The 16,635-nt window shown below is 74.6% G+C and carries 15 protein-coding genes; 7 read left to right on the top strand and 8 right to left on the bottom strand.

Annotated elements, in window-relative coordinates; all coding sequences use genetic code 11:
- Positions 1-29: 29 nt before the first annotated feature.
- A complete protein-coding gene (locus ACI769_RS01045) occupies positions 30-323 on the top strand; it encodes an exodeoxyribonuclease VII small subunit (protein WP_051028398.1) in 294 nt (97 codons plus the stop codon).
- Positions 320-1,282 (top strand): carbohydrate kinase, encoded by a 963-nt coding sequence (locus ACI769_RS01040; RefSeq protein ID WP_085388275.1) that lies wholly within the window; start codon positions 320-322, stop codon positions 1,280-1,282. Before ACI769_RS01045 ends, ACI769_RS01040 begins: the two co-directional genes overlap by 4 nt.
- 120 nt (positions 1,283-1,402) lie before the next feature.
- Here the strand turns inward: ACI769_RS01040 and ACI769_RS01035 are convergent, their stop codons facing one another.
- The 4 genes from ACI769_RS01035 to ACI769_RS01020 all read right to left on the bottom strand — a co-directional run bounded on the left by ACI769_RS01035 (position 1,403) and on the right by ACI769_RS01020 (position 5,934).
- Complete coding sequence (locus ACI769_RS01035; protein WP_021482413.1) at positions 1,403-2,656, bottom strand: ABC transporter ATP-binding protein; 1,254 nt, start codon at positions 2,654-2,656, stop codon at positions 1,403-1,405.
- 91 nt (positions 2,657-2,747) lie between these two features.
- The gene (locus ACI769_RS01030; RefSeq protein WP_034651432.1) at positions 2,748-3,599 is read right to left on the bottom strand and encodes a carbohydrate ABC transporter permease; all 852 of its coding nucleotides are present in this window, start codon (positions 3,597-3,599) and stop codon (positions 2,748-2,750) included.
- Positions 3,599-4,645: a carbohydrate ABC transporter permease gene (locus ACI769_RS01025; protein WP_085388276.1), complete on the bottom strand. Its 1,047-nt coding sequence runs from the start codon at positions 4,643-4,645 to the stop codon at positions 3,599-3,601. The genes ACI769_RS01030 and ACI769_RS01025 overlap by 1 nt, the downstream gene beginning before the upstream one ends.
- Positions 4,642-5,934: an extracellular solute-binding protein gene (locus ACI769_RS01020; RefSeq protein WP_043659768.1), complete on the bottom strand. Its 1,293-nt coding sequence runs from the start codon at positions 5,932-5,934 to the stop codon at positions 4,642-4,644. The genes ACI769_RS01025 and ACI769_RS01020 overlap by 4 nt, the downstream gene beginning before the upstream one ends.
- 129 nt (positions 5,935-6,063) lie before the next feature.
- Between ACI769_RS01020 and ACI769_RS01015 the strand changes: the two genes are divergently transcribed.
- Positions 6,064-6,741, top strand: a complete 678-nt coding sequence (locus ACI769_RS01015) for a carbonic anhydrase (RefSeq protein ID WP_043659766.1) — start codon at positions 6,064-6,066, stop codon at positions 6,739-6,741.
- A gap of 144 nt (positions 6,742-6,885) precedes the next feature.
- Entirely contained in the window at positions 6,886-8,331 is a 1,446-nt protein-coding gene (locus tag ACI769_RS01010) for a class II fumarate hydratase (RefSeq protein ID WP_085388278.1), read from the top strand.
- Between the two features lie 90 nt (positions 8,332-8,421).
- Here the strand turns inward: ACI769_RS01010 and ACI769_RS01005 are convergent, their stop codons facing one another.
- The gene (locus ACI769_RS01005; RefSeq protein ID WP_085388279.1) at positions 8,422-8,910 is read right to left on the bottom strand and encodes a MarR family winged helix-turn-helix transcriptional regulator; all 489 of its coding nucleotides are present in this window, start codon (positions 8,908-8,910) and stop codon (positions 8,422-8,424) included.
- 75 nt (positions 8,911-8,985) lie between these two features.
- On the opposite strand from ACI769_RS01005, the gene ACI769_RS01000 reads away from it, so the two are divergent.
- Positions 8,986-10,329 (top strand): FUSC family protein, encoded by a 1,344-nt coding sequence (locus ACI769_RS01000; RefSeq protein WP_409141060.1) that lies wholly within the window; start codon positions 8,986-8,988, stop codon positions 10,327-10,329.
- A 59-nt stretch (positions 10,330-10,388) separates the two neighbouring features.
- On the opposite strand, the gene ACI769_RS00995 is transcribed toward ACI769_RS01000, so the two are convergent.
- From ACI769_RS00995 to ACI769_RS00985, 3 genes are all read right to left on the bottom strand, one after another.
- Positions 10,389-11,765, bottom strand: a complete 1,377-nt coding sequence (locus ACI769_RS00995) for a PhoH family protein (RefSeq protein WP_061266974.1) — start codon at positions 11,763-11,765, stop codon at positions 10,389-10,391.
- A gap of 341 nt (positions 11,766-12,106) precedes the next feature.
- Positions 12,107-13,747 (bottom strand): DHA2 family efflux MFS transporter permease subunit, encoded by a 1,641-nt coding sequence (locus tag ACI769_RS00990; RefSeq protein ID WP_157446662.1) that lies wholly within the window; start codon positions 13,745-13,747, stop codon positions 12,107-12,109.
- On the bottom strand, positions 13,744-14,364 hold the full coding sequence (locus tag ACI769_RS00985; protein ID WP_076405212.1) for a PadR family transcriptional regulator: 621 nt from the start codon (positions 14,362-14,364) through the stop codon (positions 13,744-13,746). The genes ACI769_RS00990 and ACI769_RS00985 overlap by 4 nt, the downstream gene beginning before the upstream one ends.
- A gap of 209 nt (positions 14,365-14,573) precedes the next feature.
- Here ACI769_RS00985 and ACI769_RS00980 point away from each other — a divergent pair, with 209 nt between their 5' ends.
- A complete protein-coding gene (locus tag ACI769_RS00980) occupies positions 14,574-16,028 on the top strand; it encodes an amidase (protein WP_409141059.1) in 1,455 nt (484 codons plus the stop codon).
- Positions 16,025-16,579, top strand: a complete 555-nt coding sequence (locus tag ACI769_RS00975) for a DUF1697 domain-containing protein (RefSeq protein WP_043655497.1) — start codon at positions 16,025-16,027, stop codon at positions 16,577-16,579. Before ACI769_RS00980 ends, ACI769_RS00975 begins: the two co-directional genes overlap by 4 nt.
- Positions 16,580-16,635: the final 56 nt, after the last annotated feature.

Here is a 16,635-nt window from a genome sequence, read left to right as displayed (position 1 = left end):
CGGACGACCGGTCGGGCCACGACGCACAGATGGGGTTGAATACTGCCGTGACTTCCTTTGACAACGCTGTCACGTCCGACGTGTCGACGCTCTCCTACGAGCAGGCGCGCGACGAGCTCGTGCAGGTCGTCGCCCGGCTGGAGGCCGGGGGCGAGCCGCTCGAGGACTCGCTCGCGCTCTGGGAGCGCGGCGAGGCGCTCGCCGCGCGCTGCCAGGAGTGGCTCGACGGCGCGCGCGCCCGCCTCGACGCCGCGCGCTCGCAGGACGACGCGACGGCACGCGGCACGACCGACCCCGACGACCCGACCGGAGACGACGCATGAGCACGAGCACGGACCCCGCCCAGCCCGCCGCCGCGGCGCCCACCGAGCACGTCCTCGTCGTCGGCGAGGCGCTCGTCGACGTCGTGCACCGCGCGGACGGCAGCGTCGCGGAGCACCCCGGGGGCAGCCTCGCGAACGTCGCGCTCACGCTCGGGCGGCTCGGGCGGGACGCCCGGCTCGCCACGTGGCTCGGGCAGGACGCGCACGGCGAGGCGGTGCGGGCATGGCTCGACGACTCCGCCGTGACCCTCACGCCCGGCAGCACCGACGCCCCCACGACGAGCGTCGCCACCGCGCACCTCGACGCGCACGGGGCGGCCACGTACGAGTTCGACCTGGAGTGGCGCGTCCCCGCGGGCACGGCTCCCGACGCCGGCACGCTCGCCGTGCACACGGGCTCCATCGCCGCGGTGCTGGAGCCCGGCGCGTCCGACGTCCGCGCGCTCGTCGCCGCGGCGCGCGACACCGCGGCGATCACGTACGACCCCAACGCCCGGCCCGCCCTCATGGGCGACCCCGCCGACGCGCGCACCCGCATCGAGGCGCTCGTCGCGCTCGCCGACGTGGTCAAGGTGAGCGACGAGGACGTGGCGTGGCTCGTGCCGGGCGCGAACCCGGTCGCCGTCGCGCGCAAGTGGCTCGCGCTCGGCCCGGCGCTCGTCGTCGTGACGTTCGGCGGCGAGGGCGCGGTCGCCGTCACCGCGGCGGGCGAGCAGCGCGTCACGGCCCCACGCGTCGAGGTCGTCGACACCGTCGGCGCGGGCGACTCGTTCATGGGCGCGCTCCTCGACGGGCTGTGGGAGGCCGGCCTGCTCGGCGCGGACCGGCGCGAGGCGCTGCGTGCGATCGACGCCACCGTGCTCGGCGACGTGCTGCGCCGCTGCGTCGCGGTCGCCGCCGTCACCGTCTCGCGCGCCGGGGCCAACCCGCCGCGACGCGCGGAGCTCGCCCTCGGCTGAGCCCGACCACGGCTCCGAGGCCGCGCCCACGAGCCCGGGCACGAGCCCGCCCAGAGCCCGGCCACGGGCCTGAGCACAAGTCGGCCGCCCGGGCACGAGCCCGGGCGGCCGAGACCTGCGTCAGACCTGCGCGTCCTGCTTCTGCGCCCGCTCCAGGGAGCGCTTGCGGTCCTCGACGTTCTCCTGCTCGATGCGCTCGGCCTCCGCGGTGTCGCGCGTGAGGTTCTCGCTCGTCTCCGGGTCGAAGATCATCATCTTCGTCGGGTCGAACCACAGGTCGGTCACGTCGCCGTCGCGCGCACGCGACGCCGAGTCGAGCGCCACGACGAACTGCGTGCGCACGCCCTCGCCGTCGAGCTCGCGGTCCAGCTCGTCGAGCTGCCCCTTCACGGACTCGTGCATCTCGAACGGGACGTAGGCGTAGAGCTCCGCGCCGAGCCACTCGGTGACGTCGATCTGCGCCTCGAACGTGTGGCCCCGGTCCTTCTTCGCCGGGTCGACGAGCCGCGCGTCCTCGAAGTGCTCGGGCCGCAGGCCGACGATCACCAGGCCCCGGTCGCCGACGGCCGTCGCGATGCTCTCCGGCATGTCGAACTCGCCGAACGGCAGCGTGATCTTCCCGCCCGAGACCTCGCCGGGCAGGAAGTTCATGGGCGGCGTGCCGATGAAGCCCGCGACGAACAGGTTGACCGGCTGCTCGTAGAGGCCGCGCGGGCTCGCGACCTGCTGGAGCACGCCGCGGCGCAGGACGGCGACGCGGTCACCGAGCGTCATGGCCTCGGTCTGGTCGTGGGTGACGTAGACGGTCGTCGTGCCGAGCCGGCGCTGCAGGCGCGCGATCTCGGTGCGGGTCTGCCCGCGCAGCTTGGCGTCGAGGTTCGACAGCGGCTCGTCGAACAGGAACGCCTTCGCGTCGCGCACGATCGCCCGGCCCATCGCGACGCGCTGCCGCTGACCGCCCGAGAGGTTCGCGGGCTTGCGGTCGAGGTGCTCGCGCAGGTCGAGCATGTCGGCCGCGCGCTCGACCTTCTCCCGGATCTCCTCCTCGCTGTGCTTGCCCTTCGCGAGGCGCAGCGGGAACGCGATGTTCTCCGCGACCGTGAGGTGCGGGTAGAGCGCGTAGTTCTGGAACACCATCGCGAGGTCGCGCTCGCGCGGCGCCTTCTCGTTGACGCGCACGCCGTCGATCTCGAGCTCGCCCGCCGTGATGTCCTCGAGCCCCACGATCATGCGCAGGACCGTCGACTTCCCCGAGCCGGACGGCCCGACGAGGATGACGAACTCGCCGTCCGCGATGTCGAGGTTGACGTTGTCCACGGCGAGGAAGCCGTCGCCGTAGCGCTTGACGATGTCCTTGAGGGTGATCGACGCCATCAGCTCTCTCCTCGGGTTCGGCGTGCGGCACGGTGCCCGGCGGACCGGGAGGGCGTGCGGTGGTGGACGGGGCGGGCCGGGGACGCGGTGCTCATCCCTTCACCGCCCCCTGGGTCAGGCCCGAGACGATCTGGCGCTGGAACAGCACGACGAGGATGACCACGGGGATGGTCACGACGACCGCGGCCGCGGAGATCGCGCCCGTCGGCTCCTCGAAGTACGACGCCCCGGTGAAGAACGCGAGCGCCGCCGGGACCGGTCGGGCCGCGCTCGTCGACGTGAGCGAGATGCCGTAGACGAAGTCGTTCCACGCGATGAAGAACGCGATGAGCGCGGTGGTGAACACGCCCGGCGCGGCGAGCGGGACGATCGCCTTGCGGAACGCCTGCCACGGCGTCGCGCCGTCGACCTGCGCGGCCTGCTCGAGCTCCCACGGGATCTGGCGGAAGAACGCCGCGAGCGTCCAGATGGAGATCGGGAGGGTGAGCGACAGGTACGGGATGATCAGGCCGAGCCAGGTGTCGTAGAGGCCGATGTTGCGCCAGAGGTTGAACAGCGGCGTGACGATCGACACGACGGGGAAGATCGACACGCCGAGCGCCGTGGTGAGGATGAGGCGCTTGCCCGGGAAGTCGAGGCGCGCGATCGCGTAGGCGCAGAGCGTGGCGAGCACGACGGCGATGACCGTCGCGATGAGCGAGATGCCGATCGAGTTGCGCAGCGCGGACAGGAACAGCTCCTGCGCGGACCCGCCGGACGCGAGGATCTGCTCGTAGTTGGCGGTGCTCCACTGCGGCGGCAGGAACGTCCCGGAGTTGATGTCGCTGGGCCCCTTGAAGCTCGTCATGAAGATCGACAGCACGGGGAACAGCGCCCCGACGAGCACGACGACCGTGATGACGGCCCACCAGATCTTGGCCTTGGTGCTGAGGACGCTGCCCATCACTTCTCCCCCCTCGCGCCGGCGAGATCCACCTTGAAGAGCTTGATCGCGATGAAGCAGATGAGCACGACGCACAGGAAGAGCAGCACCGAGATCGCCGAGCCCATGCCGATCTGGAGCTGGCCGATCGACGTGCGGTAGGCCAGCAGCGACAGCACCTCGGTGCCGTTCGCGCCGTTCGTCATGATGAAGACGTTGTCGAAGATGCGGAACGCGTCGAGCGCGCGGAACAGGACGGCCACCATGATCGCGGCCTTCATGTTCGGCACGATGACGCGGGTGAACCGCTGCCACGCGGTCGCGCCGTCGACCTTCGCGGCCTCCTCCAGGTCGCCCGGCACCTGCGCGAGGCCGGCGAGGAGCAGGAGCGAGATGAACGGGGTCGTCTTCCAGACCTCGGACGCGATGATGACGAACAGGCTCGTGCCCTGCTGCGCGAACCAGTTGAGGTCGGGCCCGACGCCCGGCACCCAGTCGAACCAGTGGTTGACGTACCCGGACGTGATGTCGAACGCGTAGAACCACGCGAACGCCGAGACGACCGTGATGATGCCGTAGGGCACGAGGATCGCGGTGCGCAGGAGCCCGCGCAGGCGCTTGATCGCGCGGTGCATGACGAGCGCGAGGGCGAAGCCCAGGATCAGCTCGATCACGACCGTGACGACCGTGATGAAGAGCGTGACCCCGAGGTCCCGCCACCACACGGAGTCCGTGAGGATCACGACGTAGTTGTTGAGCCCGACGAACGACCGGTCGTCCGGCGCGGTGAGCTTGTAGTTGAAGAGCGAGTCGTAGACGGCCTGGAGGATCGGGTACAGCGTCACGGCGAGCATGACGACGAACGCCGGCCCGGCGAGGTACCAGCCGAGGCGGGCCTCGGCCCGCGAGCGGTCGCTGCGTGCGGCCTTGGCGGCGGCGTCCGGCGCGCCGCGCGACCCCGACCGGGGAGCGGCCGCGCCGCGCGGCGGGGCGTCGTCGGTCGCCGTCGACGGCGTGGTGGCGTGCCGGCCGCGGGGTGCGGGCTCGGTCGGGGGTCCGGCGTTCACAGGAGTCGCTCCCCTCGCAGGACGGCGGTGATGAACTCGGTGGACTCCTGCGGCGTCGTGTCGGGGTCGACCGACGCGGGCGGGTACCACGTCTGCTGGAGGCCCGTGGAGACCTCGTTGTAGAACGGCGTCTGGGGCCGCGGCGCCGCCTGGTCGAGCGAGTCGCGGATGACGTCGTACATCGGGAACGCCTTCTGGACGTCCGGGTCGTCGTAGGCCTTGATGCTCGCGGCCGGGTTGCCGTTGGTGACGAAGTACTCGGCCTGGTTCTCGGGGCTCACGATGCACTGGGCCGCCTCGTAGGCGAGGTCGGTGTGCTTGCCGAACGCGCCGATGCCGAGCGAGATGCCGCCGTAGGGCGGACGGGCGTCCTCGCCCTCCGTCGTGCGCGGGTACAGCGCCCAGCCGATGTCGTCGAGGAGCGCCTGGTCGAGCGACCCGGCCTCGACGGCGCTCTGGGTGGACGACCAGACGAACGGCCAGTTCACCATGAACGACCCGCGGTCCCCCTGGAACTTGGTGAGCGACGCCGGCTCGTCCTCGCTCGGCAGGCCCGGCCCACCGACGCCCGAGGTGCCGATGCCCCCGATGATCTCTGCGGCGGCCTTGCCCGCGTCCGTGTCCAGACCGAGCTTCACCTCGTCGGCCGGGGCCTCGGGGTTGTCGATGATGTGGCCGCCCGCGCCCTCGACGAGCGCGTTGATCCACACCGTGAGCGACTCGGCCTTGGCGCCCTGGACGGCCAGGAGCTTGTCCTGGTCCTGGGCCGCCTGCATGATCTGCTCCCACGTGACGGGCTGCGACATGTCGAGCCCGGCGGCCTCGGCCACGGACTTGCGGTACCAGAGGAGCTGCGTGTTCGCCCAGAACGGGATGGCGACCAGCTCGTCCTTCCACGTCGAGGCGTCGATCGCGCCCTGCACCACGTCCTGCGTCGTCGCCTGCGCGACGTCGTCGGGCACGGGCGCCAGGAAGTCCGCCTCGGCGAACTCGGCGATGAACACCGGGTCGAGGCTCATGATGTCGATCGACGAGTCCTTCGCCGCGAGGCGGCGGGCGAGCTGCTCGCGCTGCGACGCGGCGTCGCGCGGCAGCAGCTCGGTCGTGATGCGGTACGCGCCCCCGGCGGCCTCGGTGCAGGCCGCCGCGATGTCGGCCTGGCCCCCGTTGTCCGGGTTGATGTACCACGTGAGCTCCGGCGTCCCGTCGTCGCCCGGGCCGCACGCGGCGAGCGGCGCCACGAGCCCCGCGGCGACCAGGACGGCGAGCGCTCGGGTGCGTCGGCGCACGTCAGCTCCCCTCGGTCGCGCTTCCCCGAGTACCGGGGGTGTCACCCTCCATGGATACCGCCCCCGGGCGCCGCCCGCCATGCGAACGGGCACGCGGGGCACGCCCCGACCTGCGCGATGATGGGAGCCATGACGTCTCCCGCCCCCGCACAGCCGGTCCGTTCGCTCACCCCCGCCGAGGCGTGGGCGACGCTGCGGACCGGGAACGACCGCTTCGTCGCCGACGCCCCGCTGCACCCGTCGCAGGGCGCGGACAGGCGGCGCGAGACGTCGGCCGCGCAGCACCCGCACACGGTCCTGTTCGGCTGCTCCGACTCCCGCGTCGCGGCGGAGATCATCTTCGACCAGGGCCTGGGCGACATGTTCGTCGTCCGCACCGCGGGGCACGTGGTGGACACCACGGTGCTCGGCTCGATCGAGTACGGCGTCGAGGTGCTGTCCGCGCCGCTCGTCGTGGTGCTCGGGCACGACTCGTGCGGCGCCGTGGGCGCGGCGGTCGAGACGCTGCGGACGGGCGCCCAGGCGAACGGGTTCGTCCGGGCCGTCGTCGACCGCGTCATCCCCTCCGTGGCGAAGATCACCGGCGCCGGGAACGGCACGCTGGAGAACCTCGACCCCGCCGTGCTGCGCCGCGAGCACGTGCGCAACACGGTCGACATGCTGCACTCCTACTCGGCGGGCCTCGCGGCCGCCGTCGCCGAGGGCCGCTGCGCGATCGTCGGCGTCGAGTACGACTTCGCCGAGGGGCGTGCGCACCTGGTCGACGTCGTGGGCGACGTCGGCGAGCAGCCCCGCGCCGACGCCTGACCCCACGGCCAGGGCTGGCCCGGCGGGCCCGGCGTGCTCGTCCCGGGCGGCTCCCGCCGACCTGCGCGCGACCCTCCCCGCAGCCCGCGTGACCTCGCTCACGCGGGTTGCGGGGGCCGGCGCGCGGTGCGGCAGGATGGCCCCATGACTGCATCTCCCGAGGCTCCCGGCGCCGCCGCCGGCGCGGCCGCACCGACGACCGAGTACCGCATCGAGCACGACACCATGGGCGAGGTGCGCGTGCCCGCGCAGGCCCTCTACCGCGCGCAGACGCAGCGCGCGGTGGAGAACTTCCCCATCTCGGGCACCCCGCTCGAGCGCGGCCACATCGAGGCGCTCGCCCGCGTGAAGAAGGCCGCGGCCCGCGCGAACGCGGAGCTCGGCGTGCTCGACGAGGACGTCGCGGCCGCCATCGTCGCCGCGGCCGACGAGGTCGCGTCGGGCGCGCACGACGCGCACTTCCCGGTGGACGTCTACCAGACGGGGTCCGGGACGTCGTCGAACATGAACACGAACGAGGTCCTCGCGACGCTCGCGACGCGCTCGCTCGGGCGCGACGTGCACCCGAACGACCACGTCAACGCGTCGCAGTCGTCGAACGACGTGTTCCCCACGTCGGTGCACGTCGCCGCGACGGCCGGGGTCGTGCGCGACCTGGTGCCCGCGCTGGGCCACCTCGCCGAGGCGCTCGAGGCGAAGTCCGCCGAGTTCGCGACGGTCGTGAAGTCGGGCCGCACGCACCTCATGGACGCCACGCCCGTGACGCTCGGCCAGGAGTTCGGCGGGTACGCCGCCGCGATCCGCTACGGCGTCGAGCGCCTGGAGTCGGCGCTCCCCCGCGCCGCGGAGGTCCCGCTCGGCGGCACCGCCGTCGGCACCGGCATCAACACGCCCGCCGGGTTCCCCCAGCGCGTCATCGCGCTGCTGGTCGAGGACACGGGTCTGCCCCTCACGGAGGCGCGCGACCACTTCGAGGCGCAGTCCTCGCGCGACGGCCTCGTCGAGCTCTCGGGCGCGCTGCGCACGATCGCCGTCTCGCTCACCAAGATCTGCAACGACCTGCGCTGGATGGGCTCGGGCCCGAACACGGGCCTCGGCGAGATCTTCATCCCGGACCTGCAGCCGGGCAGCTCGATCATGCCCGGCAAGGTCAACCCCGTCGTGCCCGAGGCCGTGCTCATGGTCGCCGCGCGCGTGATCGGCAACGACGCGACCGTCGCGTGGGCCGGCGCGTCGGGCTCGTTCGAGCTCAACGTGCAGATCCCCGTCATCGCGCAGGGCGTCCTCGAGTCGATCCGCCTCCTCGCGAACGCGTCGCGCGTCCTCGCGGACAAGACCGTCGCGGGCATCACGGCGAACGTCGAGCGCGCCCTCGCGCTGGCCGAGTCGTCGCCGTCGATCGTCACGCCGCTCAACCGCGTCATCGGCTACGAGGCGGCGGCGAAGGTCGCGAAGCACTCCGTCAAGGAGGGCCTCACCGTCCGCCAGGCCGTGATCGACCTGGGCTTCGTCGAGCGCGGCGAGGTCACCGAGGCGCAGCTCGACGAGGCGCTCGACGTCCTGTCGATGACGCGCCCGCCGCAGGCCTGAGCGTCCGCGACCCGGGTCCACGGAGGCCGGGCGGAGCGGGTCGTCCCGCTCCGCCCGGCCTCCGTCGTCCCCGGGTCGTGCGGGAGGACGTCAGTAGTCGACGGGGTCGAGGCGGCGCAGCACGACGGCGAGCAGGCGCGCGAGCTCGGCGCGCTCGGCCTCGTCGAGATCGACGAGCGCCGCGCGCTCCCGGTCGAGCTGCTGCGGGAAGACCTCGTCGACGAGCGTCGTCCCGGCGTCGGTGAGCGCGACGAGGACGCCGCGCCGGTCGCGCTCGGCGACGGTGCGCTCGACGAGACCGGCGCGCTCGAGCCGGTCGAGGCGCTTGGTGATCGACGCGCCGGGGGCGCCGGTCATCGTCGTGACCTCGCCCGCGCGCAGCGGTCGCCCGGCGCGGCGCAGCGCCGCGAGCACGTCGAACTCCGCGCGCGAGACGTCGTGCCGTGCCGCGGAGCGCTCCAGCGCCGCCTCGAGCAGCGCCGCGACGCGACGCAGCCGCGCCCCGACCGCCGACGTCGCGGTGTCGAGGTCCGGCCGCTGCTCAGCCCACTCCGCGCGCACGCGGTCGACGTAGTCCACGGACCCAGGATAGGGCGCGTCTCACACTCTTTCACTGGTGAAACATCTCGGAATCACCGCTAGGCTGATCCGTCGATGCCCCTCTCCTCCCCCGCCCGCCCGGCGCTCGCGCCCGTGCGCGCCGCCGCCCAGGACGTCCTCGACCCCGCCCACCTCCGCGCCGCCCTGCGCGTGAGCCCCGCCGACGCGACGGTCGCCGCCGCGCTGCGCTGCGGCGCCGCGGTCGCGCTCGCGATCGCCGTCCCGGGCCTGCTCGGGCGCCCCGGCCTCGCGGCGTTCGCGTCGCTCGGCGCGCTCACGTCGCTCTACGGCCGGTACGACCCGTACCGGCGTCGGGCCACGCTCCTCTCGACCGTCGGCACGCTCATGACCGGCACGATCGCGGCCTTCACGCTCCTCGCCGCGGCGGGCACGCCCGCGCTCGTCACGACCGCCGCCGTCGCGCTCCTCGCCGCCGGGGCCACGGCCTTCTGCCTCCTCGTCCGCACGGGCCCGCCCGGCGCGACGATCGTCGTCTTCGCCGCGGGCGCGGGCCTCGCGGGCGCGCCGACGCTCGCCGACGTCGCCCCGCGCGCGCTCGCGGCCGCGTTCGGCGCGCTCCTCGCGGGGCTCGTGTGCACGGCCGGCGTGCTCGTCCGCCCGACGGCGCCCGCGCGCCTCGCCGTCCGCCGCGCCGCCGACGCCGTGCGCGCCGCCGAACGACCTGGGGCCGCGCGGCACGCCGCGCACGCTGCCCGGGGTGCCGTCGCCCGGGCGCGCGACGTCCTCGCGGACGACGCCTCCTGGTGGCGGACGCGGCCCGCCGTCCCCGCGCTCGCCGCAGAGCTCGACGCCGTCGAGGAGGCGCTCGACGCGAGCGGCGTGCCGCGCGGGGACACCGGCCCGGCGGTCCGCACGACACTGCGCGCCCAGGCGCGGTCCCGGGTCGCAGGACCCTGGCGGCTCCCGACCGTGCGCGTCGGCGTCGCCGGGCTCGTCGCCGGTGCGGTCGCCGCCGTCGCCGGCCTCGGGCACGCGGCGTGGGCGACCATGGGCTCGACCGCGGTGCTCCAGGGCGAGTCGACGCGCCACGCCGTCGTGCGGGCGCTGCAGCGCGGGGCCGGCACGGTCGCGGGCGCGCTCCTCGCCTGGCCGCTGCTCGCCGCGCCGCTCGGGTTCTGGGGGACGGCCGCCGTCGTCGTCGTGCTCCAGACCGCCACCGAGACGATCGTGGGGCGCCACTACGGGCTCGCGATGCTCACCATCACGCCCATGGCGCTGCTCATGACCTCGCTCGCGCACCCCGCCGACCCGTCGGCGCTCGCGCTCGACCGCGCGCTCGACACGGTCCTGGGCGCCGTCGTCGGCGTCCTCGCGGTGGTCCTCGTCCACCCGCGGACCCGCCGCCGCGCGAGCGAGACCCCCGGTCCGCCGAGGTAGAGGCCTGGCACCGCGAGGTAGAGGCCTGGTCATGACCAGACCTCTACCTCGGCGGCGGGTCAGACCTCGATCGACTCCAGCATCTCCGTGACGAGCGCCGCCACGGGCGACCGCTCGGAGCGCGTGAGCGTGACGTGCGCGAACAGCGGGTGGCCCTTGAGCGCCTCGATGACCGCGGCGACGCCGTCGTGCCGGCCCACGCGCAGGTTGTCGCGCTGCGCGACGTCGTGCGTGAGGACGACGCGCGACGACTGCCCGATGCGGGACAGCACCGTGAGCAGGACGTTGCGCTCGAGCGACTGCGCCTCGTCGACGATGACGAACGCGTCGTGCAGCGAGCGCCCGCGGATGTGCGTGAGCGGGAGCACCTCGAGCATCTCGCGGTCGATGACCTCGTCGAGCACCTGCGGCGAGACGAGCGCGCCGAGGGTGTCGTAGACGGCCTGGGCCCACGGGTTCATCTTCTCGGCCTCGGAGCCGGGCAGGTACCCGAGCTCCTGCCCGCCGACGGCGTACAGCGGCCGGAACACCATGACCTTGCGGTGCTGCCGGCGCTCCATGACGGCCTCCAGCCCCGCGCACAGCGCGAGGGCCGACTTGCCCGTCCCGGCCCGCCCGCCGAGCGAGACGATCCCCACGCTCTCGTCGAGCAGCAGGTCGATCGCGACGCGCTGCTCCGCGGAGCGCCCGTGCAGCCCGAACACCTCGCGGTCGCCGCGCACGAGCTGCACGTGCTTGTCCGCGGTGACGCGCCCGAGGGCGGACCCGCGCGGCGAGTGCACGACGAGACCCGTGTGGCAGTGCAGCGGGCCGGCCGCCTCGACGACCGCCGGGTCCAGGCTCGTGAGCTCGACCGACTCGTGCTCCCAGAGCGCCGCCGCCTCCGCGTCGGTGAACGAGATCTCGCCCATGCCGGTCCAGCCCGAGTCGACGGCGAGCTCGTGCCGGTACTCCTCGGCCCGCAGGCCCACGGCCGACGCCTTGACCCGCATCGGCAGGTCCTTCGACACGACCGTGACGTCGTGGCCCTCGGCCGCGAGGTTCGCGGCGACGGAGAGGATGCGGGTGTCGTTGTCCCCCAGCCGGAACCCGGCCGGCAGCACGCCCGGGTCGGTGTGGTTGAGCTCCACGCGCAGCGTCCCGCCGACGTCGCCGACGGGGATCGGGGCGTCGAGCCGGCCGTGCTTGACCCGCAGGTCGTCCAGCATGCGCAGCGCGCTGCGCGCGAAGTACCCGAGCTCGGCGTGGTGGCGCTTGGCCTCCAGCTCGGTGATGACGACGACCGGGAGGACCACGTCGTGCTCGGCGAACCGCCCGATGGCGCGCGGGTCGCTCAGCAGGACCGACGTGTCGACGACGAACGTGCGGCGCGCGCCGTCCGGTGCGTCGTCCTGCGGTGTGGGTGAGGTACCGGGGGTGGGTGAGGAATGGACCACGAGGGCTCCCCTCCGGCGCACGCGCGCCGTTCTCTCTCTGGGCGAGGCGGGCGACCGGCCGTCGGGCCGTGGGTGCCACGGCTCAACAGCGCCGGTGCCGGCCCTCCTGAGCGGAGCGTGAACCCCATCGGCTGGCCTCCCGGAGGACGGCGAAGGTGCCGTCCGTCCCCTCGAAACTACGCCCGTGTGATTCGGGTCACCACCCCCGACACGCCTCCGCGCGAGGTTTAACCCACCGTTCACGCGGAGGCCGCACCTCCGGGTGCGCGAGATCGACCCGAGCGCCCGAGACCGACCCTCCGGGGCCGGCGTCGTGACGGTCGGGTCGATCCCGGACGGGGTCAGTGCTCGACGTGCTTCGGCGCCATCGCGATCGCGGCGACGAACCCGAGCACGAGCACCACGGCCGTGACCGCGAGCGTCTGCCCGACGGCGGTCGCGAAGCCCTGGTGGAACGCGGTGGTCGCGGCGTCCGTGACCTGGCGCGCGACGTCGTCGGGCACCCCCGGCGGGAGGTCGAACGACCCGCCCTGGCCGCCCTGGAGCGACCCCGCGTTCGCGAACCCGTCGACGAACTGCTGGCGGAACTGCTCGGGGAGCGACGCCGCCGCGTCCCGCGCGGCCGCCGGGAGGGTCACCGCGAGGCGCGCGGTGAGCGTCGCGACGATCGCCGCCGACCCGATCACGCCGCCGACCTGGCGCGTCGTGTTGAAGGCGCCCGCGCCCGCCCCGGCGGTGCGGTGGTCGAGGCCCGACGTCGCGAGGTTCGCGAGCGGCGAGAAGACGCACCCGGTGCCGATGCCGAACAGCGTCATGGGGAGCACGATCGTCACGACCGACACGCCCGGCCCGACGACCGCCGCGAGCCAGCCGATCGCGACCGCGAGGACGCCGAACCCCGTCGCGACGACCCACTTCGCGGGCACGCGGTCGGACAGGCGCCCGGCGAGCGGCGCGACGATCCCCGACACGAGCGAGCCCGGCAGGTTGACGAGCGCGGCGTGCAGCGGCGACAGGCCGAGGATCGACTGGAGGAAGATCGTCAGCGGGAAGAAGATGCCGATCATCGCGAACGACACGGACATGCCCGCGACGTTCGCGAGCGAGAAGTTGCGCGAGCGGAAGAGCCGCAGCGGCAGCAGCGCGTCGTCGCCGAGCCGGCGCTGCCACAGCACGAACGCGGCCAGCACGAGCAGGCCGACGCCGATCACGCCCCACACCGTGACCGGCCCGGTGATCGTGCCCCAGTCGTACGTCTGGCCCTCCTGGAGCCCGAAGACGACCGCGAAGAGCCCGACGACGGACAGCACGACGCCGACCACGTCGAACGAGCGCTTGTTCGTCGCGAGGCGCGGCAGCCGCACCAGGGCGAGCCAGAGCGCGACGACCCCGACCGGGACGTTGACGAAGAAGATCCACTCCCAGCCCCACGACTCGACGAACAGCCCGCCGAGCAGCGGGCCGGCGATCGTCGCGACGCCCGCCGTCGCGCCCCACAGCCCCATGGCAGCCCCGCGCTGCCGCGGCGGGAACACGCGCGTGATCATGGCCATGGTCTGCGGCGTCATGAGCGCCGCGCCGACGCCCTGGACGACGCGCGCGGCGATGAGCATCCCGATCGAGCCCGACAGCCCGCACCACGCGGACGCGAGCGTGAACACCGCCAGGCCGACGACGAACACCGGCTTGGGCCCGTACCGGTCGCCCAGGCGACCCGCGAGCAGGAGCAGCACCGCGTACGAGAGCAGGTAGGCGCTGTTGACCCAGCCGACCGCGACCAGCGACGCGTCGAGCTCGCGCTGGAGCGTGGGGACCGCGATGTTCACGATCGTGGTGTCCACCATGATCATGAAGAAGCCGAGGATGAGCGGCGGCAGGATGCTCCAGGCGCTGCGGCCGTGGAGGTCGACGAGGGGCACGACGCGTGCGCCGGCCTCGGCGGGCGCCGGGGCCGGGCCGGTGCCCGGGGCGGGAGTGGTCACGAGGACTCCTGAGGTGAGGTCGTGCGGGAGTGGCGGAACGCGGGCCCGGGCTCCTCGGTCCAGCTCAGCGCGCCGGACGTGACGTCCGCGACGGTCGCGTCGAGCCAGGCGATCTCGGCCTGGGTCTGGTGGAGCTCGAAGTGGGCGTCGAGCAGGTAGCGGCGGGGCAGGCCGCGCGCGACCACGTCGTCGAGGCGCTCGCGCACCCCGTCGATCGCGGCCGCGAGCGCCGCGCGACGCTCGCGGAGCAGCGCGAGGGCGTCCTCGCGCGGGAGGTCGTGCACGAGCGCGAGCCCGACGGGGAAGGCGGGGTACTCGCGCGGCGTCTCGCGGACGAGGTCGCGCGTGCGGGCGTCGTGCGCGGCCACGCCGGCCGGGGTGATGGCGTAGAGCGTGCGCTCGGGGCGGTTGCCGTCCCGGTCGACGCCCGCGCGCTCGACGAGGCCGTCGCGCTCGAGGCGGTCCACCGCGTGGTAGACGGCGCCGGGGTTGAGCCGCACGAGGCGGTCGTCGCGCCGCTTGCGCAGGCGCACGAGCATCTCGTACGGGTGCATGGGCTGCTCGAGCAGCACGGCGAGCACGAGGGTCGCCGTGGGGCTGAGGCGCGGGGAGGTCACGGTGGTCTCCGGGACGGGGTGGCGGGGTAGCAGGCCGGCGGGTGGGGAGCTCGCGTCCGGCTGGAATATTCCGGTTGGAATATACGCCTGCGCTCGGCCGGTGTCGACCGCCGAGGCCGGCACGCGCGGCGTCGCGGAGGTCGCGCGCGCGGGGGGGTCGCGGGGGGCGGGGTCGCGCGGGTGCGACGGCGCGCGTAGGTTCACGAGTCATGAGCGCCCCCGAGCTCCTGGACCTGGACGCGACCGCGCTCGCCGGCGCCCTGCGCGCCGGCGACGTCTCCCCCGTCGAGGTCCTCGACGCGACGCTCGACGCCGCCGCCGGGGTCGGTGCCGCCGTCGGCGCCTTCACCGTGCTCACCCCGGACCTCGCGCGCACGCAGGCACTCGCCGCGCAGGACGCGCTCGTGGCGGCGCGGCGCGACGGCCGGGCCGGTCCCCGCGACGGCCTCCCGCCGTTCCTCGGCGTCCCCTGCCCCGTCAAGGACCTCACGATGGTCGAGGGCGTGCCGATGCGCGCGGGCTCGGCCGCGATCGACCCGTTCCCCGCCCCGTACGACGACGGCGTCGTGACGCTCCTGCGGCGCGCCGGCACGGTGATGGTCGGCAAGACCTCGACCCCGGAGCTCGGCCTCCCCTGCTACACGGAGCCCGACGTCGGCCCGACCGCCCGCACCCCGTGGGACCTCGCGCGGTCCGCGGGCGGGTCGAGCGGGGGTGCGGCCGCCGCGGTCGCGGCGCGCGTCGTCCCCGTCGCGCACGGGAGCGACGGCGGCGGCTCGCTGCGCATCCCCGCGAGCGCGTGCGGGCTCGTCGGGCTCAAGCCGTCGCGCGGGCTCGTGAGCCCGGGCCCGTACGGGGTCGACGGCGCGGGGCTCGCGACGCACGGCGTCCTCACCCGGTCGGTCCGCGACACCGCCGCGTTCCTCGACGTGCTCGCGCGCCCCTGGCCCGGCGACACCTTCACCGCGCGGCTCGGCGCCCCGCCGGACGGGCGGCGGCTCCGCGTCGGGCTGCTGCTGGAGCCCGTGATCGCCGCCGACGCCCCCGTGCACCCGGCGTGCGCCGACGCCGCCCGCGCGGCGGCGGAGCTCCTCGTCCGGCTCGGGCACGACGTCGTCGAGATCCCGCCCCCGTTCGGGGCCGAGCGCTGGGACGCGTTCGCGGCGCTGTGGTCCGTCGGGGCGCTCCAGGCACCCGTCCCGCCGGAGCGCGAGCACCTGCTCGTGCCGCTCACGCGGTGGCTGCGCGAGCGCGGGCGCGCGGTGAGCGGGCTCGCGTACGCGACGGCGCTCGCGGGGGTGCAGCAGCTCACGCGCGAGGTCGCCGCCGCGTGGTCGGGCGTCGACGTCGTGCTCTCCCCCACGCTCGCGCAGCCGCCCGCGCTCGTCGGCAGCCAGCGCGTCGACGACGACCCGGCCGCCGACTTCGCGGCACAGACGGCGTTCACGCCCTGGACGAGCGTCTGGAACCTCACGGGGCGGCCCGCGGTCTCCCTCCCGCTCGGCGAGGCGCGCGTCACCGACCCCGACGGGTCGGCGGCGACCGTCCCCGTCGGGGTGATGCTCGGCGCGGACCACGGGGACGACGCCCTGCTGCTGGCCCTCGCGACGCGGCTCGAGGAGGCCGCGCCGTGGTCCCACCGTCGCCCGGGGACGTCGTCGTGACGGCGTACGCCTGCCTGCTGTTCGCCGTGAACGTGGGCGGGCGGAAGGTCCCGTCGACCGCGCTGCGGGACCTCGCGGGCGAGCTGGGGCTCGCGCACGCCCGCACGGTCGTGAACAGCGGGAACCTCGTCGTCGGGCCGGGGTCGTCCGGTGCGTCATCGCCCGCGGACGTCGCGCGCCTCCTGCACGACGGCGTCGCCGAGCGCTTCGGCGTCGACGCCGCGGTCGCGGTGCTCACGACCGAGCGGCTCCGGAAGATCGTGCGCGGGAACCCGCTGCCCGACGACGCCGCCGACCGCCCGGCCGGGCTGCTGGTCCACGTGGGCGAGGAGCCCGTCGACCCGGACGCCGCCGCCGCGCTCGGGCCGCGCCTGACGACCGAGCGCGCCGTCGTCGCGAACGGCGTCCTCTACGTCGCCTACCCCGACGGCGTCGGTCGGTCGAGGCTGACGGCGGCCGTCCTCGCGAAGGCGGCCGGGACCCCGGTGACGGGCCGGAACTGGAGAACGACGACGCGCCTCCTCGCGCTCGCCGAGGACACCCCGCCCTGACGCGCGCGGCGGGACGAGCGCCAGGAGACTGGACCGCGAGCCGGACACGTCGACCG

The sequence above is a fragment of the Cellulosimicrobium sp. RS genome (assembly GCF_046159675.1).
Classification (GTDB): Bacteria; Actinomycetota; Actinomycetes; order Actinomycetales; family Cellulomonadaceae; genus Cellulosimicrobium; species Cellulosimicrobium funkei.
The sequence above is the reverse complement of the archived record's forward strand: the minus strand, read 5'-3'. Positions and strand labels throughout refer to the sequence as shown.

Excerpts from the sequence above, each read along its gene's own strand:
- ACI769_RS01000 (WP_409141060.1), top strand. The coding sequence starts at position 8,986 with ATGCCCCTCTCCTCCCCCGCCCGCCCGGCGCTCGCGCCCGTGCGCGCC.
- ACI769_RS01045 (WP_051028398.1), top strand. The coding sequence starts at position 30 with ATGGGGTTGAATACTGCCGTGACTTCCTTTGACAACGCTGTCACGTCC.
- ACI769_RS01040 (WP_085388275.1), top strand. The coding sequence starts at position 320 with ATGAGCACGAGCACGGACCCCGCCCAGCCCGCCGCCGCGGCGCCCACC.
- ACI769_RS01035 (WP_021482413.1), bottom strand. The coding sequence starts at position 2,656 with ATGGCGTCGATCACCCTCAAGGACATCGTCAAGCGCTACGGCGACGGC.
- ACI769_RS01015 (WP_043659766.1), top strand. The coding sequence starts at position 6,064 with ATGACGTCTCCCGCCCCCGCACAGCCGGTCCGTTCGCTCACCCCCGCC.
- ACI769_RS01030 (WP_034651432.1), bottom strand. The coding sequence starts at position 3,599 with ATGGGCAGCGTCCTCAGCACCAAGGCCAAGATCTGGTGGGCCGTCATC.
- ACI769_RS00980 (WP_409141059.1), top strand. The coding sequence starts at position 14,574 with ATGAGCGCCCCCGAGCTCCTGGACCTGGACGCGACCGCGCTCGCCGGC.
- ACI769_RS01010 (WP_085388278.1), top strand. The coding sequence starts at position 6,886 with ATGACTGCATCTCCCGAGGCTCCCGGCGCCGCCGCCGGCGCGGCCGCA.